The sequence below is a fragment of the Labilibaculum manganireducens genome, from assembly GCF_002843385.1.
Classification (GTDB): domain Bacteria; phylum Bacteroidota; class Bacteroidia; order Bacteroidales; family Marinifilaceae; genus Labilibaculum; species Labilibaculum manganireducens.
Genome location: NZ_MVDE01000010.1, coordinates 105445 through 128514 on the forward strand (window position 1 = coordinate 105445; position 23070 = coordinate 128514).

The following is a 23070-nucleotide window of genomic DNA, read 5'->3' on the forward strand; positions in this document are numbered from 1 at the left end:
TTAAGAGCCATCCTCCCCAAACACAGCTAGATAGTGCACCTATTCACAAATGTAAATATTTGAATTTCAAGGGAGTTAAACATCAATAAAAACAAAAAGCAGGCACCATTTCCTAGACATTCCATATAATTTGCTTATTTTTGCCATTCCTTAAAACAAAAAGAACCAAGCAATGTTCACTGACTCAGATTTTGATGCTATTCGACCATATAACGATTCCGAAGTTGTAGAAACCATCGGACGTTTAATAAAAGAAGAAGCTTTTATTCGATTCTCGCAACAGTTATTTCCAGGATTTTCGAAAGAAATGATTGTGAAAGCATTGGGAGAAGTAAAAACAATAAAGGAATTTCAGAGCAACTTCATTGTACGACTGGCACAACACATTATTGACCACACCACCAAAGGAATAACCATTGACGGACTGGAAAATCTTGATCCAAAAGAAAGTTATTTATTTATTTCGGATCATAGAGATATCATTTTGGATTCAGCCTTACTTAACGTGATGCTTTACAACAATGGTTTTGAAACAACTGAAATCGCTATTGGCAGTAATCTCTTAATTCAACCGTGGATAGCCGATTTAGTTAAACTAAACAAAAGCTTCGTTGTACAAAGAAACGTAACTGTTCGTCAGATGCTTACCAGCTCTAAGCAATTATCATCTTACATACAGTATGCATTAAACACTAAAAAATCATCTATTTGGATAGCACAACGAGAAGGACGCACCAAAGATGGTGATGACAGAACTCAACAGAGCTTGTTGAAAATGCTGCAAATGAGTGGAGATGTTACTTTCTCTGAGCACTTTAAAAGCTTACGAATTGTTCCTGTTGCTATTTCATACGAATACGAGCCATGCGATGCAATGAAAACCTTAGAAGTATACAAAAAAGAAACCGAAGAAGGTTTTAAGAAAACTCCTAAGGACGATTTACGAAGCATGATCAAAGGAATGGTTAATGAAAAAGGCCGCGTTAATTTTGTTATCGGAAAACCGATCTCCATAATGCTTGACGTTATTGAAGAAATGGATGACAGCAGAGATAAATTCAAAGCTCTTGCTGATTTGATTGACTACAGAATACACAAGAACTACAAACTTTGGCCTGACAATTACATTGCCTACGATATCGTAAACAAAACGGATGAGTTCGCGGATAAATATACATCTGAAGAAAAAGATCTTTTCTTAAAGCACATGGAAAAGAAAATTAATCCGGATGAAGGAAATCTTGAAAGATTAAATCATATATTCCTGGAAATCTATGCGAATCCTGTCAAAAACAGATTGGAATTAAAAAAACCGGATTTTGTCCCTGACAAATAAAATACTATGGCTTTCTTAGGAAGGCCATTTTTTTTTGAACTGATTTTTTAATAATTTCATTCTATAAATAAAATTCATCTGGAATAAATACTCCGCAACTCACCTATTAAGATTCGCTAAAATTAAAAACACATGAAACTAATTAAACTCCTGCTAATCATGTCCACCTTTTTAATTATGGTGGCTGCAATATTAAACCTCCTGAACTCTTCGGCAGAAACTCCTGACAGGAGCGGAATCTATATTGAACTGATTGTCATGTTCATTCTTACAATTTCGATGGTATTATTGAACAATCAGGAAAAGAAGATTAAAGAGTTGGAAAAAAAACAGAATGAGGAGCTATAGCAGCTCCTTTTTTTACGCCTTCAACCTGAGAACAATAAATGAATAAGCTTACATTAATAAAACCGTAAAAAATGTTAAGACTTCTTAATGTATTCTTCAATCCTCAAAGAAAATTGTAGCTTAGTGGAACAAGTTCTGTTAAACACTATAAACTTGAATAATCATGCTTGAACAAACAAAAATCGTCCTCGCTAATGTAAGTTTTGATTTTGCTCTTTTTCGTAAAGAGTTGACAAAAGCCTTTCAGTGGCTAACACCAACTGATTTTGAGAAACTTAAAAATTGGTGTCTGGAAAATTATTCGGGTCGCTATCATGAGATACTTTCTGATGTTACCAACCCTCAGCTCTCATTATAATAAGTAAGTTACTTTTTAAATCTCGAGGATCTTCAATTGAAGATCCTCTTTTTTTATACCATCTCAAATTTGAATATTCATCCTTAAAAAAAAATGAAGTATCTTCGCAACGGAAAAAAAATCAGAAGATGATAAAATTTGTACGTCATATTAAAGTAGGAGACCAGGAATTCGAAACCTGGTTCGGAATGGAAATCAAAAAGAAAGGGAACAGACCTAATATTGATATTTTCTATTATACCGATGATCCGAGTGAAGAATTAAGTATGCATCAATTAATCAAATCAAATTTTCAGAGCAAAAAAGACGCTTTGCAATTTGGGATTAAATTCATGCGGAGTATGTATCAGGATATGATACAACGCGAAAAAGAAGTCACTAAAAAAGAAAAGAAAGCAGAACAATCTGATTCTACTGAAAAGGTTTCAGAATAAATATCTCATAAAAAAACGCCGGTCAAATAACCGGCGTTTTCTATATCAGGTAACTATTACATGATTAGTTTATATCCTCGACCATGAACATTGATGATTTCAATGCCCGGCTCAGGCTTTAAATGCTTTCTTAGCTTAGTAATATACACATCCATACTTCTGGCATTAAAATAATTATCATCCGACCAGATCGTTCTAAGAGCTAAATTTCGTTCCAAAACTTTATTCACATTATTACAGAGAAGTTTTAACAATTCTGATTCTTTCGTTGTCAGCTTAATTGTTGATTCACCATCCTGAAGAAACTGTTTCTTTGAATCGAATAAAAAGCGCCCTAATTTAAACTCCTCCTGGGTATTTTCACTTTTTACCCCTGAAGTTCTTCTTAGAACAGCTTCGATACGAACCAATAACTCTTCCATACTAAATGGCTTTGTCATATAATCATCGGCTCCCAATTTAAAACCCTCCAGAACATCTTCTTTCATCGACTTTGCAGTTAGGAAAATGATTGGAATCTCACTATTGATCAAACGAATATCCTTGGCCAAAGTAAAACCATCCCTATGCGGCATCATGATATCAAAAATACACAGATCATATGGATTTTTTAAAAATTCATCGTATGCCTTATCGCCATCTTCACGAAGTGTGGTGTTGTAGCCTTTTGCAACCAAATACTCTTTTAACAGAAGTCCTAGGTTAGCGTCATCTTCTGCTAATAAAATTTTAACTTGTTCCATATGTATCTATTTTTTTAAGGGAAGATATATTTCAAATTTGGATCCTTTATCAGGTATACTGTCAACACTAACCTGTCCATTATGGGCATCTACTATCTTTTTAACGTAAGACAATCCCAAACCAAATCCTTTAACGTCATGAACATTTCCCGTATGTACTCTAAAAAAACGCTCAAAAATCATTTTTTGATCTTCTTTCGAAATTCCAATGCCGTTATCTGTAACCGTAATAACAATACCCTTATTTTTATTTCTTGTACTAATACTAAGTTCCGGAGCATCTTTACAGTATTTAATGGCATTATCCAATAAATTCGCAATTACATTACTTAAATGAACCTCATCAGCCATTACCAGATCATGCTCTGCATCAATATTCTGATACATATTCCCCTTTCTGTCTTCAACTCTTATAGTAAAGTTAGGTAATAAATTTTGAATTATTTTATGAACACTTATTGTCTTCAATTTCAATTTCATTCTAACCTCATTAAAAACCGCCATCTGCAAAACTTTCTCAACCTGATAGGTTAGTCTCCGACTTTCGTCATTAATAATCTTTGCAATATGATCTCTTGTTGATGCGGTTGTAGTAACAGTATTATCCTTCAACATCTGAGAAGCTAACGAAATAGTTGCAATAGGAGTTTTAAACTCATGAGTCATATTATTAATGAAGTCATTCTTTATATTCGATAATCTTTTCTGACGAAAAATAATGAAAATCGTGAATGCACTGGAAAGAATTAAAACCAGAGTCAATATGAAAGATGGAAGTAACAAAGAGTATGACTGTAACATATACCTCTGTTGCCCGGGAAAATAAATATATAAAAAGTTTAGATTGGAGAAAAAATCATTGGGAAACAACTGCTTGCTGTATTTTTCGAAAGAAGGATTTCGAAAATAATTCTTTGATCTTTTTTCGAATTTGTTGTTTGATTTTACTGCATACTCAAAATTCAGCTTAATTCCATTTTCACGAAGTTTTTCCTGAATAAGCTGAGGCAATTTTTCCATTTTAATTCTTTCGCTTAACGGAAGCCGTGAATTAGCCAATTGTCCGGCTATCAACGCATATGAATTGCCGGTATTTATCGTTTTATTAAATTGCATCTGCATTTTAGAAAGTACAGATAAACCATCCGGATTTATGACCCCTTCCCCAATATCATATTTTGTATTCTCCGAATAAAAACTCAATCTGGCTTTCTCATGAGTAAAATCCATCGGTATATTTATATTAAACCCTGAACTTTTAGAACTGATAATTGTACCATTAGTAAAATTGGAAACATCACCTTCCAAAATAATCTGCTCTTTTTCTGCTCTTTCTAATTCTGAGACAACCTGATCCAGAGCCTTACTAACTGTAAGCGCCAGTTGTTCTTCTTTAATTTTAGAGGCTGACTGAAAAAAGTTAATCTGAACCAATATCAATCCAGATAAGGAAATACAGAGTACAATTGTTACAAGCCAAATATATTTTTGATTCATAGATACAAATATAAAAAAAAGCAGCTGCAGCTATTCCAGCTTAACAATCTTTAACACAAGTTTAAATGGATACAATTACCAAAATTTCAGTTACCAAAACTCATCACCACTTTATAGATTTGGATTTAATCTATTTTAGACAAAAACGGCTGTTTTTTGATAAATTTTCACAAAAACGACTTTGAAGTTAATAATTTGACACTATATTTGCCAACGGAGAGCGAATCTATAAGAAACAATCTCCTTGATTAAAAATTTTGGTTAATAGTTAGATGAAAGGGCGGTTGTGGTTACCGTCCTTTTTTTTATGCCGTTCATGCACCAAACAAGACGTTAAAATCCCCTAAAACCAACCGCAAATTTCTTTTTGAAAATCAATAACAGGATGTAACCGAAGAGATTTAGAAAGCCAATTCCATTTGACTTATTCGTGTAAGAGCTTCCTGAGCCGCTTTTTGTTGTGCTTCCTTTTTAGATGTGCCTTTTCCGGTTCCCATTTTCACTTCTTCCACCTCAACTTCAGAAGTAAACAAAGGCAAATTCAATGCATCATCAATACCACCTTCGTGTGTATCAAAATAAACATCTTTCTTATTTTTTTGAGCCCACTCAATCAATTTACTTTTAAAATTGGTTTCAACAGTAACCACTTCTTCCAAATTAATGTGTGTTCTAAAAATCTTATCTTCGATAAATTTTCTTGTTTTGTCGTACCCTTGATCGAGATAAATAGCTCCAATAAAAGCTTCAAATGCATCTCCGTAAATATGCTTGTTATTATTCAAGTTCACATTGGAGACAACCTGCTTGTCGAGTTCAATTTTAACTGCCAGCTTATTTAAGGATTGCCTGCTGACAATTTTAGATCTGATTTGGGTAAGAAAACCTTCGTCCTTATTGGGAAAGTACTTGTATAGAATATCGGCGATTATAGCACCAAGAATAGCATCCCCAAGATATTCGAGACGTTCATTGTTTAAACCGTAACCTTTTTTTTGGATGGTTGCAGATTTGTGTATGAAAGCGAGCTCATACAAATCCGGATTATTAGGTTTAACTCCCAGTGAATCAAAAAACAATCCATAAAACTCCCTTTCAGGATAGAAAAAAAGTTTTATGGATTGAAATATAGACTTTACCACAAATTATTCAATGAATGATTTGAAAATAACTGAAGCATTATGACCACCAAACCCAAATGTATTACTCAAAGCTGTGCGAATTTCGCGTTTCTGAGCCTTATGAAGTGTAAGGTTTAGTTTTTCATCAATGTTAGGATCCGCCTCGCTAAAGTTAATTGTAGGAGGAACAGTTTGATTATTTATTGCCAAAATACAGGCAATAGCTTCAACAGCTCCTGCTGCTCCCAGCAAGTGACCAGTCATTGATTTTGTAGCACTAATGTTCAATTTATAGGCATGATCGCCAAACACAGTCTGAACCGCTTTTGTTTCAGGAATATCACCTACAGGTGTTGAAGTTCCATGAACATTGATATAATCAATTTCTTCTGGTTTCAGACAAGCGTCTTCTAACGCCATTTTCATAGCGTTAATCGCACCTCTTCCTTCCGGATGAGTTGCTGTTAGGTGATAAGCATCACCAGACATTCCACCACCAACAATTTCAGCATAAATTTTTGCTCCTCGTTTTTTGGCGTGCTCATATTCTTCAAATATCAAGCAACCACTTCCTTCACCCATAACAAAACCGTCACGGGTATTACAGAACGGACGAGATGCAGTTTTATACTCTTCGTTGTTTGTAGATAATGCCTGCATAGAATTAAATCCACCCAACCCTGCTTCATTGATAGATGCTTCAGAACCTCCTGTAATAAAGATATTAGCTTTACCCAAACGGATGTAATTCATTGCATCAATCATTGCATGTGAAGCCGAAGCGCATGCAGAAACAGTACCATAATTAGGTCCTTGGAATCCATATTTCATTGAAATATGACCGGCGGCAATATCAGAAATCATCTTAGGAATGAAAAAAGGAGAGAAACGAGGAGTTCCATCCCCGTTTGCATATCCTGTAACTTCATCTAAGAAAGTTTTAATTCCGCCAATACCAGAACCCCAGATTACTCCAGCCTTTGTTAAATCTTCCGATTCAAGGTCAAGATTTGAATCTTCAATAGCTTGTTTGGCCGCAACCAAAGCATACTGAGCATACAAATCTAATTTTCTAACTTCCTTGCGGTCGAAATGATCATTAGGCTCGAAATTTTTAACTTCGCAAGCAAACTGAGTTTTGAACTTTGAAGCATCAAAATGAGTAATCAATCCTGATCCACCCACTCCGTTCTCCAAACTATCCCAATATTCGGCAACAGAATTACCAATTGGGTTAATTGTTCCGAGCCCAGTTACTACTACTCTTCTAAATTCCATAAAAAAGGTTCTGGTTAATAATTACTTAGCGTTTTCTCCGATGTAAGAAATAGCGTCACCTACAGTACCAATGTTTTCTGCTTGATCGTCTGGAATAGCGATATTAAATTCTTTTTCGAATTCCATGATAAGCTCAACTGTATCCAATGAATCAGCTCCAAGATCGTTAGTGAAACTAGCCTCAAGTGTTACCTCAGTTTCGTCCACACCCAACTTATCAACTATGATAGCTTTTACTCTAGATGCAATATCAGACATAACTTTAAAATTTTAAGTGATTAAATATTTAAACTAATTAATTTTCAACTGTGCAAAGAAATAAATTTACTCTAAATAATTCAAATTTATTTCACAAAGTTGCGGTCAAAGGTAATTCTTTTTCCTTTTCTGCGAAATTATTTCACTGCGAAATGCCTTTTGCATATATTTGTGTGTTTTAGTTACATTTGAAAATACAACATGAAACGACTAGCTATATTTGCCTCTGGATCAGGTAGTAATGCTGAAAATATTGTAAGGTATTTTAGCGACAAACCCGAATTCGAGATTTCGGCAATACTTTCCAACAACGCCAATGCCTTTGTACTTTCCAGAGCAAGAAGCCTAAATATTCCAACTTTAATTTTTTCCCGGTCAGAATTTAATGAAACGGATAAAATAATTGATTTTTTGGCTGAAAAAAAGGTCGATTTTGTTGTTTTAGCAGGATTTCTTTGGTTGCTTCCTCTTAATTTACTGCGTAAATATCCCAATTCTATTGTTAATATTCACCCTGCCCTTTTGCCAAAATATGGTGGAAAAGGAATGTATGGCATGAAAGTCCATCAGGCAGTTGTTGATAATAAAGAGAACGAAAGCGGCATTACCATTCATATGGTAAATGAGAAATATGATGAAGGGAAAATCGTATTTCAAGCCAAATGCACTATTTCGCCCAATGATTCTGCAGAAGATGTTGCTGAAAAAATTCACAAACTGGAACATGAATTCTTCCCTAAAATAATTGAGCAATTACTCTAAAGTAATTGCTTCCTTCGGATTCAGTTCCTGCATCAACTTCTCCATTTCCTGCTTGTATCTAAGCACGTTTTCTTCTTTCACTGGGGACACTGGAGGCGATTTCATATTCAATGGATTTATTGGAGTTCCATTTTTATAAACTCTAAAATCTAAATGAGGACCGGTTGCAAGACCGGTTGCTCCAACATATCCGATTGTTTCACCCTGCTTAACTCTGGTGCCGGAATTCATTCTTTTAGCAAACCGGGAAAGATGCATATAAGTTGTTGTGTAAACGCTATTGTGCTTAATAGTAAGATAGTTTCCTCCACCATTTGCCTGATATCCTCTTTTGGTAATAACCCCATCACCAATTGTGTGAACAGGTGTACCTGTAGGCGCTGCGTAATCAACACCATGATGGGCCCGATACCTTTTCAAAACAGGATGATACCTGTTATTAGAAAACTTAGAGCTAATTCGTGAATACCGCAAAGGAGCTTTTAAAAATGCTTTCTGCAGACTTTTACCTTCTTCATCAAAGTAACCTTCTTTATCACCTTCAACAAATGCAAAGGCATAATTATCTGAGTTATGGTGTACAAAATTTGCAGCAATCACTTTTATTTGATGAATTGGTTTGTCATCCACATATGATTCTTCGTATATAACATTAAACTGATCACCCTTCCCTATGCCAAAAAAATCAATAGTCCAGGCGTAAATATCGGAAAGTTCAATCGATAGTAAAGGATCAGAATTGGCTTCAACCATTGCATTCCATAACGACGACTCAATACTCCCTTTTATTTGCTTCCTTTGTTGAATAATTTCCTTTTCACCCTTAAATACATCCAGAGTATCGCGTAAATCGAATACGATATATTCAACGGGAGTGTTTTCATAAATAAAGTACTCCGGCGTTTTCAAACTGTCTTTGGTGAAAAGAACCGAATACTCATGCCCGGACTTAATCCTTCTGACATTAAAAACCTTCTTTGCTTTCCTTGCAATATTATCAATAGTACCAAAACTAACATCATATTGCCGTAATATCGTTGATAAGCTATGATTTCGTTTTACCTTATTAGTTTCTACAGAAAACTCTTCAATGGGAAATCCATATTTTAAATGCACCTGCGCTACCTCTGAGGAGTCAATTACCACTTCTTCCTGATCAATTTGTTCTACTAACTCTTTGTTTGAATACCATTTAAATATAATTAAACCTACCAAAACGGCACCTGCAATTAATAGAAACCTATAGTTCAAGAATTTTTTTATCATGGATATTTATTTTTGTGAGGCCTAAAGGTATAACTGTTTTTATAGTCACACAACTAATATTACTGACAGATATCTGTTTTAAGCTTTTTTAAGAAATTGCTATTTAATCTTATCGAATCCCTTTCCGTAAACTCCCATTACGCTTCCCAGAGAAATAAATGCATCCGGATCCACCAGCTTAATCATATTCAAAATGGTTTGAGACTCTCTCTTCCTGGCCAACAGCATTAATACTTTAACATCTTCTCCACTAAAACCACCTGTTGCGCTAAGAACAGTTATTCCCTGATCAAGAGAATAAACAACCTCTTTTCTGATCTCATCAGGCTTTCGTGTAAAAATAAAGATCTGTACAGACTGTTTACTTCCCTCAATAATCATATCAACACAATAGGCACTTACTCCCATTGTAACAAATCCATACACAACCTGTTCAATCGAATGCTCTAACAGATACGAAGACGAAATAATAACAACATCAATAGTAAGTAACAATTGTCCGGGACTGTAATTCTTATACTTATTAATCATCATCGCCAGAATATCAGTTCCACCTGTACTACCACCACGTGACAATATCATTCCGGCACTGGCACCGGCCAGTATTCCTCCAATGATAGCACACATGAATCGATCAGAAACCAAAGGTTCTGTTATTAAGGACTGAAACAGCCAAAGAAAAAAGGAAAGAACAGTAATTCCATAAATGGTTTTAACCCCAAAACCAAAACCCAATACACGCAATGCCACAAGAAGAAAAACGGAGTTGATAAGGAAAACACTATACCCAACCTTAAAACCTGTAACATAGTAAATCATAGTTGCAATACCACCAACACCTGAACCTACAATTTCTGCAGGAATTATGAATCCGGTCCACGCAAGCGAACCGACCAACAGGCCTATTGTGATAATTAGGTATGATTGAAAATCAAATTTTGACATTTGTATCGAACTGCTTTTTTTCATAATAACTACCCTCTTATTTCTTCAAAACCTAAGCCATAAACCCCCATTACCGATCCCATTGATATAAAAGCATTTCCATCGATTTGTTTTACTAATTTAAATATTGATGGAGCTTCATGTTTTCGAACCACAACCATCAATATCTTTTTATTTTCTTTTGAGTACCAGCCTGTTGCATCCATCACCGACACTCCCCTGTTCATGGTTCCGGTAATTTCATTGGCAATCTTCTCAAACTCTGTCGAAATAATAAAAAGCTGAGCAGATTGTTTCGATCCGGAAATCACCATATCAATAGCGTAAGCTGTAATAGACATTACCACGTAACCATACACAATGGTAGGTACATCTTTAAACACTATATAAGATGAAGCAATGATAAAAATATCGAGATATAATATAATACGTCCGGGACTGATGTTTTTGTATTTATTGATAATCATTGCTATAATATCAGTACCTCCAGAACTCCCCCCCTGAGATATCGTAATGCCAACACCTATTCCAGCCAATGCTCCTCCGATAATTGCAGCCATAAATTTCTCATTCACTAAAGGTTCAGGAATAAGTTTCGGCAAAACTGAAAGTAATACCGACCCCACAATAATCGCAAATACTGTTTTAACACCAAATTTACTACCCAATATTTTTAGAGCTATCAGTATTAAAAAGGCATTAATAATAAAATAGGAATAGCCAACAGGAATTGCTTTTGCGCTTGCAAAATAAATTAATGTGCCAATACCACTAACCCCTCCTCCGATTATACCGGATGGAATTAAAAAGGCAGCCCAACTAAAACAATATATTGCCATCCCGACTGTAATTATTACCAGGGATTTTATTTCAGAATAATTTATTTTCATCTCGTATCAAAAAAAAGCTTTAAGTTTTGTTGTCAAATAGTCAACAAAGCTTAAAGCCAGGAACTTATTTGAATAATTTATTTATACTACTATATTTATAATCTTATTAGGAACAATAATAATTTTCTTTGGCGTTTTTCCATCGATCCATTTTTGAGATTTTTCTAAAGAAAGAACTTCCTTTTCAATTTCATCCCTACTCAGACCTACTGGTAATTCCAATATAAATCTCATTTTACCATTAAATGAAACTGGATATTTATGATTATTTTCCTGAACGAAACTTTCGTTGAACTCCGGGAAATCTGCCTTCGTTATACTTGTTGCATTCCCGCATAAAGCCCATAGTTCTTCAGCAACATGAGGTGCAAAAGGAGCAAGAATAACCAAAAGATTTTCAAGAACGGCTTTATTGTTACACTTCAAAGTGTACAACTCATTCACACAAATCATGAAAGCTGAAACTGAGGTATTGAATGAAAAACGCTCAATATCATCCTGTATTTTCTTAATTGTTTTGTGAAGAACTTTTAATTCGTCTTGTGTTGGCTCACTGCTTGTCAATTCAAATTCACCTGCTTCATTATGAAACAACCTCCATAATTTCTTCAGAAATTTATGAACTCCATCTATTCCGTTTGTATCCCATGGCTTATGCGCTTCCAACGGCCCCAAAAACATTTCGTATAAACGCAAAGTATCAGCTCCATATTCTTCAACAATTACGTCAGGATTTACCACATTAAACATGGACTTAGACATCTTTTCAACAGCCCAGCCACAATGGTATTTTCCATCTTCTAAAATAAATTCTGCATTCTTATATTCAGGCATCCAGTTTTTAAAGGCTTCCAAATCAAGAACATCATTTTTCACAATATTCACATCAACATGAAGGGCTGTGGTATCGTATTCCCCTATTAATCCGTGAGAAATGTATTTATTGGATTTCTTATCACGATAAACAAAATTCGATCGTCCCTGAATCATTCCCTGATTGATCAACTTCTTGAAAGGTTCATCCTTACATACTTCATTGATATCGAAAAGGAATTTATTCCAAAAACGAGAATAGATTAAGTGCCCCGTAGCATGCTCGGTACCACCAATATACAGATCAACATCCTGCCAGTATTCATTTGCTTCGGCAGAAACCAATGCATCATTGTTACGAGGATCCATATATCGTAAATAGTAAGCCGATGATCCCGCAAAACCAGGCATTGTATTCAATTCAATTGGATATCCATCTTCGGTAATCCAATCTTTTGCGCGTCCTAAAGGTGGTTCTCCGCTCTCTGTTGGAAGGTATTTATCAATCTCAGGCAATTCTAAAGGCAGCTTATCCAAATCCATCATTTGAGGCATACCATCTTTAAAATAAACAGGAAAAGGTTCTCCCCAATATCTTTGACGAGAGAAGATAGCATCTCTCAATCTGTAGTTAATTTTTTTCTTTCCTAAATCTCTGGCTTCAACTTCCTCGTTTGCCTTTACAATAGCATCTTTTACATCCAATCCATTCAAAAAATCAGAGTTCATGGATTGTCCTTCTTTGGCATCGTAGGATTCCTCAGAAATATCACCACCTGACACCACCTGAACAATCGGCAAGTCGAAGTGTTTTGCAAAAGCGTAATCGCGGCTATCATGAGCCGGCACCGCCATAATTGCACCTGTTCCATATCCGGCAAGCACATAATCACTCACCCAAACAGGTATTTCCTTGCCTGTAAAAGGATGAATTGCATATGCACCTGTAAATGCACCGCTTACCGTTTTAACATCGGCCAAACGCTCTCTTTCTGTTCTTTTGCTGGTTGCCTCAATGTAAGCATCAATATTTGCCTGACAATCTGGAGTAGTTAATTCCTTCACCAAATCGCTCTCCGGCGCTAAAACCATAAAAGTAACACCAAAAATGGTGTCAGGACGGGTAGTAAAAATCTCCATTTTCAGATCCGAACCTTTCACGCCAAAGTTAACTTCAGCACCAACAGAACGTCCAATCCAGTTTTTCTGAATCTCTTTTAAAGAATCAGTCCATTCCAAATTATCCAAACCGTCCAACAAACGTTTTGCGTAGGCAGAAACACGCAATGACCATTGACGCATTTTCTTTTGCTCAACAGGGTGTCCTCCGCGAACAGAAGCTCCGTCTTTCACCTCATCATTCGCTAAAACGGTACCTAATTTAGGACACCAGTTAACCATTGTATCGGCTAAATATGCCAATCTGTAGTTTAAAAGAACAGTTTGCTTTTCGATATCAGAAAAGCCTTTCCACTCATCAGCAGTAAACACTTCTGTTTCTGAACAGGCAGCATTCACTTTTCCATTTCCTGAAAGCTCAAATTGTGTAACCAAAGACTCAATTGATTCTGCTTTTTGTGAATCGATATTGAAATAGTGATTGAACATTTGAATAAATGCCCATTGAGTCCACTTATAATACTCAGGCTCGCAAGTACGAACTTCACGATCCCAATCGTATGAAAAGCCAATTTTGTTTAATTGCTGGCGATATCTGGTAATATTTGTTTCTGTAGTAATAGCGGGATGCTGTCCTGTTTGGATCGCATATTGCTCAGCAGGCAAGCCATAAGCATCATACCCCATCGGATGAAGCACATTAAATCCCTTTAAAGTTTTATAGCGGGAATATATATCCGAAGCGATATATCCGAGTGGGTGACCAACATGCAAACCAGCCCCCGAAGGATATGGAAACATATCGAGCACATAAAATTTGGGCTTTTCAGAATTCACTTCAACTTTGTAGGTTTTCTCTTCAGTCCAATACTTCTGCCACTTTTGTTCTATTTCTTTAAAGTTGTACTCCATGCTAATCTTGATAAAATATGGTTATTTCTTGCGTTTCAAAGCGCAAAATTAGCAAAAGTTTATAAATATTTACCGAGTTTAAGAAGGAAGTATTATTTTATTAAGATATGGATTCTAATGGTTTAGGCATGTAAGTTTAAAACAATGAATTATATTTCTTTACAGGAATGTATTTAGATGCGATGCAGAACAAAATATTTTTCTAAATTTGCACACGTAATCGGCCCGTTAGTTCAGCTGAATAGAACGTCAGATTCCGGTTCTGAAGGTCACAGGTTTGAATCCTGTACGGGTCACAAAAAAGCCAATCGATAATTATCGATTGGCTTTTCTATTTTATTCCATTGGATACAATCAAAAAAGAATACTCCTCAAACAATTATCACTTTCAACAAATCACATCTAAAGTGTTTATGAAACGCATTGACTTGAGAAAGACACTATTCAAAATGGAAGAACAATAAAGTTTCAGCAAAAAAAAGAGAGTCCGTTTGGACTCTCTTTTAAATATGTATAAACCTGGAATATTATTCCGCTGTTTCACGTGTAGAATAATTCAACTTTAACGAACTTGCCTTTCTAAGCTCTTGCTTAATGTCGATAATAATACCCATCTTGGTATATTGATCAACTTTAAGAGAAGTAGTCAACTTGTTTCGTAATTCCTCTTTTCTTGCTTCTCTTTCAGCAGCAATAAAAGCCTGAATATCATCAACTGTTGAAAATTGATCATTCAATTGAATTTGTGGTTCAGTACCCATCGTTTTTGCAAATTTTCTCATTGGAACACCTACATAGATGTTACTAACAAGATCCTTTTTTTCCAATTTCACGATTTCTTTTGCACTTGGAACCATGATATCTACATTCAATTCCACTTCACGCATAGTTGTACTAACCATGAAGAAAAATAAAAGCATGAATACGATATCAGGAAGAGAAGCTGTCGAAATTTCCGGAAGCTCCTTAGAACCACCTTTTTTAAATTTTCCCATTATTTTTTTCCTCCCACATTTTTAGGTTCAGCTTCAGAAATTTGCATTGGCACATAATCCCTAACAGCATCCTGCTGCTCCTCATTCAAGTCTGCATATTTCTTGTTCCACTTTTGCATTGCCTTCTCATCTTTTAATTCACGAGATGCTGCTGCAAGTTCGTCCTGTACTTTAATGTACATTTCGTAACTAGTTCCGCGGTCATTTTGCAAAGAAACCAAACCTTTTGAAACCATTACATCTCCAAAAAACGGGATTGTAGTAAGTTTTTTCTCAGGTAAATCTGCACTATTTAGCGGGTTCAGGATAAATTCCTTTGTTTTTTCGCGCAGTTGCGAAATACTAAGAACTTCTCCATTAACCAATAAGTCATCGTTGCGGTTCACCAAAATAGCTAAAACATTACGTTGTTTAACCTTTGGTGCGTCTATTTCCTCTTCCTCTGGAATTGGTGGTAACTTTTTATAGATACCTGTATCAATGTCCATAGTAGTCGAAACCAAGAAGAAAATTAACAACAAGAATGCAATATCGGCCATCGAACTAGAATTAATCTCTGGTGTTTTTCTTGCCATAATATTATAATCTAAAGGTATATCGATCCGAAATTAAAACCCGGATCATTTACTTAACGTAATTTTCTTAATACTTCGGTCACAACAATAGCTGCAACTGTTCCAACACCTAAAATGTACATGGTGTAAAGTACTGTATCTGCAAATTGCAGTGCTCCAGGAGTGTTATCAGCACCGGTATAACCAGGAAGATCTAACAATGTTGCATCTGATAATGAATAAGCAATAAGGATTACCAATCCCAAACCAACTAATCCACCCAAACCTTTAACAGCTCCTTTAGGATTAGTCACTAACTGAATGATAGGAAAACCCAAAGCCAAACCAGCACAAACAATAAACAATGCTTTTGCCCACTGTATTAAAACATCAGTATAAACAGGTGTTTGATCCGCTTGATTTGGTAGATCACCACCTAAGTAAAACATGGCAACAAAAATTGCTGTTAGACCAATCATTACATAGGTGAGAATATTTAAATATTTACTCAATGTATTTGACATAGTCTAAAATTATTTTTTCATGTTGTATTTTACAAGGATATCAAGAAGAGAGATAGAAGCATCTTCCATGTTGTTCACAATACTGTCAATTTTTGAAGTACAGTAGTTATAGAATACCTGAAGGATCATAGCAACGATCAAACCAGATACAGTAGTAATCAAAGCAACTTTAATACCACCTGCTACAGCTGCCGGAGAAATAGTACCCATAGACTGGATAGAATCGAAAGCGTCGATCATACCAATTACAGTACCCATAAATCCTAACATAGGAGCCAGACCAATCATCAAACCAATCCAGGAAAGACCTTTTTCTAAAAGACCCATTTGAACAGAACCGTAAGAAACAACTGATTTCTCAACTACTTCAATACCTTCATCGATACGATCAAGACCTTGGTAGAAAATACTGGCAATAGGGCCACGAGTATTTCTACAAACTTCTTTAGCTGCTTCAACGCCACCGTTGTTCAATGCATCTTCAAGATTAGCGAACAATTTTTTAGTATTAGTTGTCGACATATTCAAGTAAATGATTCTTTCGATAGAAAGAGCTAAACCTAAAATAAGTGTTAACAATACAAAACTCATAAACATCGCACCACCTTGGATGAATTGTTTTTTCACAACTTGGTGAAAAGAAGTACTTTCGATAGCTTCTTCTTCCATTACCGGGCTTGCTTTTTCAACAACTTCTTCTGCAACTTCCCCAGCAACTTGCGTTGTATCTACGGTAGCTTGTTCTGCTGTCTCATCCTGAGCAAATACGTTTGTTGACGCTCCTAAGCTTAGCATCCCGATAACTGCTATAAATGCAAATAACTTTTTCATAGTCTGTTTTTCAAATTTTAATTAACGAAATTATTTTTTACAAAATTAAACGATTACGATCTCTAAAACAACTAATTACTTAGTTGAATATTCCTTTTATTAAGAAAAGTCTTTCTACATCAGTTTTCCATGATAATCATGAATTTAATTTTATGTAATACAGAAGGGACTAAACAGTGCACCAAATTACAAAAAAAATGTGAAAAACAAATAAACTATTGGCTTAATTCACCTTTCAAAGATTTATTTAAAAGGAATTTGATTTGTTCTGAATTTAAGTTTTTCCCCAACACATACATAAGTTTGGTTACCGCAGCCTCAGTAGTTATATCTCTACCACTAACAACACCTGCATGTAATAGCTCCAGACTAGTTTCATACAAGCCCATCTCAACACTTCCAGCAGCACATTGAGTAACATTATATACGATTATCCCCTTCTCGATTGCAGCTTTAACTGAGTCTATAAACCACTTATCTGTAGGTGCATTTCCCGCTCCATATGTTTCCATTATTACAGCTCTCAATCCTTTACTGTTAAGAATGGAGTCAACCACAGTCTTATTTATACCTGGAAATATCTTTAAGATCGCAATATTTAGATCCAAAGAGGTTGATATTTCTAGTTCTCCCACTTGACTGGGATAATGAATTGCCGAATAATTATAATTGATATGAATTCCAATCTTTGCCAGATCAGGATAATTATAAGAATGAAATGCATTAAAATGCTCTGCATTGTGCTTTGTAGTTCGATTGCCTCGAAAAAGCTTATTCTCAAACACAACACAAACTTCAGGCACCATAGCTTGTCCGTTTTGATAAGCTGCAGCAATTTCAATAGCTGTAATTAAATTCTCTTTCCCGTCTGTTCTTAATGTACCTATTGGCAATTGAGATCCGGTAAGGATAACTGGTTTCTGCAGATTATCCAGCATAAAACTCAAGGCTGAAGCAGTGTAAGACATGGTATCCGTTCCATGCAATACAACAAAGCCATCAAATTTCTGATAATTCTCTTTTATTATTTCAACAATCTTTATCCATACCTTCGGATTTAAGTTTGATGAATCGATCAATGGCTCAAAAGCTATTGATTCCAATTTAAACCCAAATCCGTTCAATTCCGGAACCTGTTTTAGGATATGATCAAAATCAAATGGTTTCAACGAACCTGTTTCAGGATCGTTCACCATACCAATTGTTCCTCCGGTATATATTATTAAAATAGAAGTTTGTTTCTGTTCCATTTTACTTCAATTCAATATTGAATAATTTTTCCGCATTTGCACTTGTTGTTTTGGCCACCTCATCTAAGCTAAGCTGATAAATTTCAGAAAGCTTACTTGCAATATGAACCAAGTACGAGCTTTCGTTTCTTTTTCCCCTCTTTGGCACAGGCGCCAGATAAGGGGCATCAGTCTCCAAAATCAGATGATCCAATCCAATAGATCCGACTGTTTTATCAAGTCCGGAATTCTTAAAGGTTACAATTCCATTAATCCCTAACAGAAATCCAAAACCAATTGCTTTTACAGCTTGCTCCGTATTTCCGGTAAAGCTGTGAAACACACCTTTTAAACTACTATTGCGGTAAGATTCCAATATTTCAAAAATCTCATCGAATGAATCTCTGGCATGAATAACAATTGGAAGCTCTCTTTCAAGTGCCCAATTAATCTGAGTATCGAAAACAATTTGCTGTTCTTTCACAAAAGCTTTGTCCCAATACAAATCCATACCTATTTCACCAATCGCACAATAATCTCCTTTTGCAAGCCAGGCTTTACAATTCTCCAACTCTTCCCTGTAGTTTTCTTTTACTGATGTAGGGTGAAGTCCCATCATGGGCACGCACATATCAGGAAAACGTTTCACCAATCGATTCATTTTTGGTATCGATTCCGAATCAATATTAGGAAGCAGGATTTTCCCGATATTTACTTTCCTGCAATTTGAGATGATTTCTTCAATATCATCTTTAAAATCATCTGAATATATATGAGAATGGGTATCAATCAATTTCATCTTTCACAACTTTTCTGCAAACATATACAAACAGCAGTGACTTGCCAAACTAATAATAAACGAATATCAATTAAAAAAAGCCGGCAAAGCCGGCTTTTATATAGTAGGCAATATAGTATATTATACGCAGCCTTGAGCCAACATTGCTTCAGCAACTTTTACGAAACCACCAATATTAGCACCTTTAATATAGTTGATGTGTCCATTCTCTGTACCGAATTTAACACAAGTATCGTGAATATCTTTCATGATACGACCCAACTTCTCATCCACCTCTTCAGTAGACCAGTTGAAACGCATAGAGTTTTGTGACATCTCTAAACCAGACACAGCAACACCACCAGCATTAGCCGCTTTACCTGGAGCAAAAGCCATAGCATCCACTAAATAGAAAGCTGCATCTGCAGTACAACCCATGTTTGAAGTCTCAACAACATATTTACATCCGTTTGCTTCCAATAATTTAGCATCCTCTAAATTCAACTCATTTTGAATTGCACAAGGGAAAGCCAAATCAACTTTAACCTCCCAAGGTTTTTTACCAGGGAAGAATTTAGCACCAAATTTTTCAGCATAAGGAGCAACAACATCATTATTAGAAGCTCTCAAATCCAATAAGTAATCGATCTTTTCAGCATTTAAACCTTCCTGATCATATACATATCCATCAGGACCCGAAATGGTAACAACTTTAGCACCTAACTCTACCAATTTAAGAGCAGCACCCCAAGTAACATTACCAAAACCTGAAAGAGCAACAATTTTACCATTTAAGGTTTCATTGTTTTCAGCCAACATATGCTGAGCGAAATAAACAGCTCCAAATCCAGTTGCTTCAGGACGAATTAATGATCCACCAAATTCAAGACCTTTACCAGTTAATACACCAACAAATTCGTTACGAATTCTCTTGTATTGTCCGAATAAATATCCAATTTCACGACCACCTACTCCGATATCACCGGCAGGAACATCAGTATTAGGACCGATGTGTCTGCAAAGCTCAGTCATGAAACTTTGACAAAAACGCATAATTTCGTTATCTGATCTTCCTTTTGCATTGAAATCAGAACCTCCTTTTCCACCACCCATAGGTAATGTTGTTAAAGAGTTTTTGAATGTCTGCTCAAAGCCTAAAAATTTTAATGCACTTAATGTAACCGATGGGTGAAAACGTAATCCACCTTTATAGGGTCCAATTGCACTATTGAATTCAACACGGTATCCGCGGTTGATTTCTACTTCACCATTATCATTGATCCATGGTACACGAAACATGATTGTACGTTCCGGCTCACACATTTTATCAAGAATTTTCGCAGCTTTGTACTTAGGATTTGCATCATAAGTTTCCCAAACTGTTTCTACTACTTCTTGAACTGCCTGATGAAATTCTGCTTCTCCAGGAGTTTTGGCCTTTAGGCCTTCCATGAATTCATTAATCTTTGCTTCCATGCCAAACTATGTTATGAAATTAAATTAGATTGTGTTGTTTTAAATATTAGTTCTTGGTTCAAAAGTATATATTTTTTTAAAATCGCAAATTAAATTAATATTTTTTTTACAACGTTTTCGTAAACTTTTTACAATTGATTATCAGCCACTTACAAAACCACCCTTTCTGCTCTACAACATTTATCAAAAAAAAATGATAAAATTCATGTATTCAAAGTGTAGATTTTCCCCGGAAGTGACTTTACTATGCCTTCAAATTCCAATTTCAGAAGTAAACTTGACACTTTACTCATCGGAAATGACGTTTTCAGACTAATGCTATCTATAGGCATGTTACCTTTTTCCTTAAGTACCTGAACAAGTGACTCCTCTTCGGGAGATAGCTCAATAAATAATTTTGTCTGAACCATTTTAGGACTCTTATTCTTATTTTCCCATCCTAATATGTATTCCAAATCGGCAACACTCTCTATAAGGTGAGCCTGATTCGTTTTTATTAGTTTATTACAACCCGTAGAACCTTTATCAGATGTTCGGCCTGGAAATGCAAAAACATCTCTGTTGTACGAATTGGCAATATCGGCAGTCACCAACGAACCTCCTTTTGATGCTGACTCAATAACAATAGTAGCATCTGCCATTCCTGCAATGATTCTGTTCCTGCGAACGAAATTTTTAGGATCGAATTTACTTTTGGATGTGAATTCACTAATTAATGCCCCTTGGTTAACTATCTCCTCAGCATATCTTTTGTGCTGCGAAGGATATAGCATATGCAATCCGTGACCTATTGCAGCAACAGTTTTCAATTGGTTTCGCAAAGCTGCCTTATGGGCACAAATATCAACACCATAAGCAAGACCACTTATAATTAACGGCTTAACCTCCTTTTCGGATAAATCCTGTATCAGCTTATTGCAGATCTCCCGTCCGTAATCACTGGCATTTCTGGTTCCTACAATACTAATAGTACGTGCCACATTAAAATCAGTATTTCCTTTATAATATAGTGTGCAAGGCGAATCGGCACAATTTAAAAGCCTTTGCGGATAATCTTTCTCTAAATAGAACCTAACACGAATATGATTATCTGCAATAAACTTTAACTCTTCTTCAGCCAACTGAATCGCGTTATCCCGATCCAGCTTATCAATAAAAGATTGTCCGATTCCCGGAATTTTTAGCAGATTTTGCTTTTTCTCCTTAAACAGCCCCTCAACACTTCCGGTATAGGCAATTACTTTCTTTGTATTAACCGGGCCTATCCCATTCAAAAAACTAATAGCTATTTTATAAATATCCTCCATATATTCATCCAATTAAATAAACGAGGACTAATTTACAAAATATTTATAAGGTAAAGGTTGTTCCTATTGTAAAAAATCCTGCATTTCCCCAACCTAATTCTGCAAAAATGCCGAATTGATTTGAAAAATGGTAACGGGTACCCAGCAAAACCCCCAGATCGAAAAGCAATTCGTTATTTCTGTTGGTTCTAACAGTAGGGACATTCCCCCCATCCAATCTGGAAATTGAAGATTTTCGATTCTCCAGAGAAAGCCCTGTTTTTACACTGGCATACATTTCAATCCCATTGTCAGGTGCAATATTCATTTCGGAAAGCCAGCCATTCAACTCATAAGTTAATACCGTTCCAAATCGATAATAGCTATATTTTACCTCATCAAAACCCAAATTGAACTCATGCTTTTGCCCTGCATAGCCAACATAAGCGCCAATACTTAAATCAGGCTTCCAGTTTTTCTCCAACTGAATAATGAATGATGGCGAGTTGGTTTCATCAGAACCATTAAAATTGTGATCAAACTTCCCATATTTTCCTAAAGGAATTCCAATATTAAGTCGTACATCATTTTTCTGAGCCAATATAGTAGTTGGCAATACAAGCACCACAATCAACAGTGCTAACTGACATTTAATTTTTTTAATCATGTTATAATAATCTTCAATAAAGGATTTACAGAACTGATAACGCATACAAATCTGTTTTAGTACGCTCCACCGCAAAAGTAAATCTTATTACTTTTTTTTGGAATTCTTTTGCAATGATTTAATCATTTCCGCCTGACTAAATTTTGTAAGAGAAGAGATACTAACTGATGGGTATTTTGCCAATCCTCTTTCTGTTTGCTGATACAAAGTAACTTCAGGCCGTAAGCCAAACAGTTTTCTTTTTAAATCGAAATGAGACAACTGACTTTTGGGAATTTCAATAGATTTGAACTTCTGATGAAAAGGGTGCAGCGGATAATATCTCAAAATTATTTTCTCTTCTGATTCCTGATAGATAATATAGTTCAAATTGAGCGATAAACTAAGTGCGATGCAGGCAAAAACGAAACCACTGATTGCTCCGAAAATTGGATAAATCGGCTTTGCCTTTAAATAAATTAAAAGAATGCTTACCGCCAGATATAAAAAGATAAACACGTAGTAAAAAAGCTTAATCCAGGCTGCGCGATTTTGATTGTTTATGGTCATTTTGATTCTAAAATTGAATTTAATCAAAGGTAAAAACTAAAGTGGAGTTCAGCAATGAAAATCCAGGGATCTGAAAAATAGTTTCTCATTTCAAATCATAA

At 35.5% G+C, this 23070-nt stretch carries 24 protein-coding genes and 1 tRNA gene; 6 read left to right on the plus strand and 19 right to left on the minus strand.

All coding sequences use genetic code 11. From position 1 onward, the window contains the following. The first annotated feature begins 172 nt into the window (after nucleotides 1-172). From BZG01_RS08640 to BZG01_RS08655, 4 genes are all read left to right on the plus strand, one after another. Nucleotides 173-1336, plus strand: a complete 1164-nt coding sequence (locus BZG01_RS08640) for a 1-acyl-sn-glycerol-3-phosphate acyltransferase (RefSeq protein WP_101309432.1) — start codon at nucleotides 173-175, stop codon at nucleotides 1334-1336. 132 nt (nucleotides 1337-1468) lie between these two features. Then, the gene (locus BZG01_RS08645) at nucleotides 1469-1684 is read left to right on the plus strand and encodes a hypothetical protein (protein ID WP_124993950.1); all 216 of its coding nucleotides are present in this window, start codon (nucleotides 1469-1471) and stop codon (nucleotides 1682-1684) included. Between the two features lie 163 nt (nucleotides 1685-1847). Beyond that, nucleotides 1848-2042 carry a hypothetical protein gene (locus BZG01_RS08650; RefSeq protein WP_101309434.1) on the plus strand — a complete coding sequence of 65 codons (195 nt, stop codon included), beginning with the start codon at nucleotides 1848-1850 and terminating at the stop codon, nucleotides 2040-2042. Between the two features lie 128 nt (nucleotides 2043-2170). Next, the gene (locus BZG01_RS08655) at nucleotides 2171-2476 is read left to right on the plus strand and encodes a hypothetical protein (protein WP_101309435.1); all 306 of its coding nucleotides are present in this window, start codon (nucleotides 2171-2173) and stop codon (nucleotides 2474-2476) included. 56 nt (nucleotides 2477-2532) lie between these two features. Here BZG01_RS08655 and rprY read toward each other — a convergent pair whose 3' ends face one another. The 5 genes from rprY to BZG01_RS08680 all read right to left on the minus strand — a co-directional run bounded on the left by rprY (nucleotide 2533) and on the right by BZG01_RS08680 (nucleotide 7373). Beyond that, nucleotides 2533-3219 carry a response regulator transcription factor RprY gene (rprY, locus tag BZG01_RS08660; protein ID WP_101309436.1) on the minus strand — a complete coding sequence of 229 codons (687 nt, stop codon included), beginning with the start codon at nucleotides 3217-3219 and terminating at the stop codon, nucleotides 2533-2535. 6 nt (nucleotides 3220-3225) lie between these two features. Further along, nucleotides 3226-4716 (minus strand): sensor histidine kinase, encoded by a 1491-nt coding sequence (locus BZG01_RS08665; protein ID WP_101309437.1) that lies wholly within the window; start codon nucleotides 4714-4716, stop codon nucleotides 3226-3228. 401 nt (nucleotides 4717-5117) lie between these two features. Next, entirely contained in the window at nucleotides 5118-5858 is a 741-nt protein-coding gene (gene rnc / locus BZG01_RS08670) for a ribonuclease III (RefSeq protein WP_101309438.1), read from the minus strand. Between the two features lie 3 nt (nucleotides 5859-5861). After that, nucleotides 5862-7115, minus strand: coding sequence for a beta-ketoacyl-ACP synthase II (gene fabF, locus BZG01_RS08675; protein WP_101309439.1), 1254 nt, complete (start codon nucleotides 7113-7115; stop codon nucleotides 5862-5864). 21 nt (nucleotides 7116-7136) lie between these two features. Further along, nucleotides 7137-7373, minus strand: a complete 237-nt coding sequence (locus BZG01_RS08680) for an acyl carrier protein (protein ID WP_096429419.1) — start codon at nucleotides 7371-7373, stop codon at nucleotides 7137-7139. 201 nt (nucleotides 7374-7574) lie between these two features. On the opposite strand from BZG01_RS08680, the gene purN reads away from it, so the two are divergent. Continuing rightward, nucleotides 7575-8135, plus strand: a complete 561-nt coding sequence (gene purN / locus BZG01_RS08685; RefSeq protein ID WP_101309440.1) for a phosphoribosylglycinamide formyltransferase — start codon at nucleotides 7575-7577, stop codon at nucleotides 8133-8135. Here the strand turns inward: purN and BZG01_RS08690 are convergent. The 4 genes from BZG01_RS08690 to leuS form a co-directional block, all read right to left on the minus strand. Then, nucleotides 8127-9401 carry a M23 family metallopeptidase gene (locus tag BZG01_RS08690; protein WP_101309441.1) on the minus strand — a complete coding sequence of 425 codons (1275 nt, stop codon included), beginning with the start codon at nucleotides 9399-9401 and terminating at the stop codon, nucleotides 8127-8129. The two genes, purN and BZG01_RS08690, sit on opposite strands and share 9 nt — an antisense overlap. Nucleotides 9402-9500: 99 nt before the next feature. Further along, nucleotides 9501-10346, minus strand: a complete 846-nt coding sequence (locus BZG01_RS08695; RefSeq protein ID WP_218973058.1) for a YitT family protein — start codon at nucleotides 10344-10346, stop codon at nucleotides 9501-9503. A gap of 29 nt (nucleotides 10347-10375) precedes the next feature. Then, nucleotides 10376-11236 (minus strand): YitT family protein, encoded by an 861-nt coding sequence (locus BZG01_RS08700; protein ID WP_101309443.1) that lies wholly within the window; start codon nucleotides 11234-11236, stop codon nucleotides 10376-10378. 81 nt (nucleotides 11237-11317) lie between these two features. Beyond that, complete coding sequence (gene leuS, locus BZG01_RS08705) at nucleotides 11318-14080, minus strand: leucine--tRNA ligase (protein WP_101309444.1); 2763 nt, start codon at nucleotides 14078-14080, stop codon at nucleotides 11318-11320. A gap of 222 nt (nucleotides 14081-14302) precedes the next feature. Between leuS and BZG01_RS08710 the strand changes: the two genes are divergently transcribed. Continuing rightward, nucleotides 14303-14376 (plus strand) — tRNA-Arg (locus BZG01_RS08710). Nucleotides 14377-14607: 231 nt separating this feature from the next. Here the strand turns inward: BZG01_RS08710 and BZG01_RS08715 are convergent. From BZG01_RS08715 to BZG01_RS08760, 10 genes are all read right to left on the minus strand, one after another. After that, nucleotides 14608-15075: an ExbD/TolR family protein gene (locus BZG01_RS08715; protein ID WP_101309445.1), complete on the minus strand. Its 468-nt coding sequence runs from the start codon at nucleotides 15073-15075 to the stop codon at nucleotides 14608-14610. Beyond that, entirely contained in the window at nucleotides 15075-15650 is a 576-nt protein-coding gene (locus BZG01_RS08720) for an ExbD/TolR family protein (protein ID WP_101309446.1), read from the minus strand. Before BZG01_RS08720 ends, BZG01_RS08715 begins: the two co-directional genes overlap by 1 nt. A gap of 53 nt (nucleotides 15651-15703) precedes the next feature. Continuing rightward, nucleotides 15704-16153: a hypothetical protein gene (locus BZG01_RS08725; RefSeq protein ID WP_101309447.1), complete on the minus strand. Its 450-nt coding sequence runs from the start codon at nucleotides 16151-16153 to the stop codon at nucleotides 15704-15706. Nucleotides 16154-16162: 9 nt separating this feature from the next. Further along, nucleotides 16163-16984 carry a MotA/TolQ/ExbB proton channel family protein gene (locus BZG01_RS08730; protein ID WP_101309448.1) on the minus strand — a complete coding sequence of 274 codons (822 nt, stop codon included), beginning with the start codon at nucleotides 16982-16984 and terminating at the stop codon, nucleotides 16163-16165. A gap of 215 nt (nucleotides 16985-17199) precedes the next feature. After that, nucleotides 17200-18234 (minus strand): asparaginase, encoded by a 1035-nt coding sequence (locus BZG01_RS08735; protein WP_101309449.1) that lies wholly within the window; start codon nucleotides 18232-18234, stop codon nucleotides 17200-17202. Nucleotide 18235: 1 nt separating this feature from the next. Further along, the gene (locus tag BZG01_RS08740; RefSeq protein WP_101309450.1) at nucleotides 18236-19012 is read right to left on the minus strand and encodes a TatD family hydrolase; all 777 of its coding nucleotides are present in this window, start codon (nucleotides 19010-19012) and stop codon (nucleotides 18236-18238) included. A 120-nt stretch (nucleotides 19013-19132) separates the two neighbouring features. After that, entirely contained in the window at nucleotides 19133-20467 is a 1335-nt protein-coding gene (gdhA, locus tag BZG01_RS08745; protein ID WP_101309451.1) for an NADP-specific glutamate dehydrogenase, read from the minus strand. 203 nt (nucleotides 20468-20670) lie between these two features. Next, a complete protein-coding gene (gene dprA / locus BZG01_RS08750) occupies nucleotides 20671-21774 on the minus strand; it encodes a DNA-processing protein DprA (RefSeq protein WP_101309452.1) in 1104 nt (367 codons plus the stop codon). Between the two features lie 43 nt (nucleotides 21775-21817). Continuing rightward, the gene (locus BZG01_RS08755) at nucleotides 21818-22420 is read right to left on the minus strand and encodes an outer membrane beta-barrel protein (RefSeq protein WP_180327265.1); all 603 of its coding nucleotides are present in this window, start codon (nucleotides 22418-22420) and stop codon (nucleotides 21818-21820) included. An 87-nt stretch (nucleotides 22421-22507) separates the two neighbouring features. Then, entirely contained in the window at nucleotides 22508-22969 is a 462-nt protein-coding gene (locus BZG01_RS08760; RefSeq protein WP_101309454.1) for a hypothetical protein, read from the minus strand. Between the last annotated feature and the right edge of the window lie 101 nt (nucleotides 22970-23070).

Bases quoted from the DNA above. Each gene is read 5' to 3' on its own strand.
- BZG01_RS08755 (WP_180327265.1), bottom strand. From the start codon at position 22,420: ATGATTAAAAAAATTAAATGTCAGTTAGCACTGTTGATTGTGGTGCTT.
- BZG01_RS08680 (WP_096429419.1), bottom strand. From the start codon at position 7,373: ATGTCTGATATTGCATCTAGAGTAAAAGCTATCATAGTTGATAAGTTG.
- BZG01_RS08730 (WP_101309448.1), bottom strand. From the start codon at position 16,984: ATGAAAAAGTTATTTGCATTTATAGCAGTTATCGGGATGCTAAGCTTA.
- gdhA (WP_101309451.1), bottom strand. From the start codon at position 20,467: ATGGAAGCAAAGATTAATGAATTCATGGAAGGCCTAAAGGCCAAAACT.
- leuS (WP_101309444.1), bottom strand. From the start codon at position 14,080: ATGGAGTACAACTTTAAAGAAATAGAACAAAAGTGGCAGAAGTATTGG.
- BZG01_RS08735 (WP_101309449.1), bottom strand. From the start codon at position 18,234: ATGGAACAGAAACAAACTTCTATTTTAATAATATATACCGGAGGAACA.
- fabF (WP_101309439.1), bottom strand. From the start codon at position 7,115: ATGGAATTTAGAAGAGTAGTAGTAACTGGGCTCGGAACAATTAACCCA.
- BZG01_RS08720 (WP_101309446.1), bottom strand. From the start codon at position 15,650: ATGGCAAGAAAAACACCAGAGATTAATTCTAGTTCGATGGCCGATATT.
- purN (WP_101309440.1), top strand. From the start codon at position 7,575: ATGAAACGACTAGCTATATTTGCCTCTGGATCAGGTAGTAATGCTGAA.
- BZG01_RS08655 (WP_101309435.1), top strand. From the start codon at position 2,171: ATGATAAAATTTGTACGTCATATTAAAGTAGGAGACCAGGAATTCGAA.
- BZG01_RS08700 (WP_101309443.1), bottom strand. From the start codon at position 11,236: ATGAAAATAAATTATTCTGAAATAAAATCCCTGGTAATAATTACAGTC.
- BZG01_RS08695 (WP_218973058.1), bottom strand. From the start codon at position 10,346: ATGTCAAAATTTGATTTTCAATCATACCTAATTATCACAATAGGCCTG.
- BZG01_RS08650 (WP_101309434.1), top strand. From the start codon at position 1,848: ATGCTTGAACAAACAAAAATCGTCCTCGCTAATGTAAGTTTTGATTTT.
- BZG01_RS08715 (WP_101309445.1), bottom strand. From the start codon at position 15,075: ATGGGAAAATTTAAAAAAGGTGGTTCTAAGGAGCTTCCGGAAATTTCG.
- BZG01_RS08725 (WP_101309447.1), bottom strand. From the start codon at position 16,153: ATGTCAAATACATTGAGTAAATATTTAAATATTCTCACCTATGTAATG.
- BZG01_RS08640 (WP_101309432.1), top strand. From the start codon at position 173: ATGTTCACTGACTCAGATTTTGATGCTATTCGACCATATAACGATTCC.
- rprY (WP_101309436.1), bottom strand. From the start codon at position 3,219: ATGGAACAAGTTAAAATTTTATTAGCAGAAGATGACGCTAACCTAGGA.
- BZG01_RS08740 (WP_101309450.1), bottom strand. From the start codon at position 19,012: ATGAAATTGATTGATACCCATTCTCATATATATTCAGATGATTTTAAA.
- BZG01_RS08665 (WP_101309437.1), bottom strand. From the start codon at position 4,716: ATGAATCAAAAATATATTTGGCTTGTAACAATTGTACTCTGTATTTCC.
- BZG01_RS08645 (WP_124993950.1), top strand. From the start codon at position 1,469: ATGAAACTAATTAAACTCCTGCTAATCATGTCCACCTTTTTAATTATG.
- BZG01_RS08760 (WP_101309454.1), bottom strand. From the start codon at position 22,969: ATGACCATAAACAATCAAAATCGCGCAGCCTGGATTAAGCTTTTTTAC.
- dprA (WP_101309452.1), bottom strand. From the start codon at position 21,774: ATGGAGGATATTTATAAAATAGCTATTAGTTTTTTGAATGGGATAGGC.
- BZG01_RS08690 (WP_101309441.1), bottom strand. From the start codon at position 9,401: ATGATAAAAAAATTCTTGAACTATAGGTTTCTATTAATTGCAGGTGCC.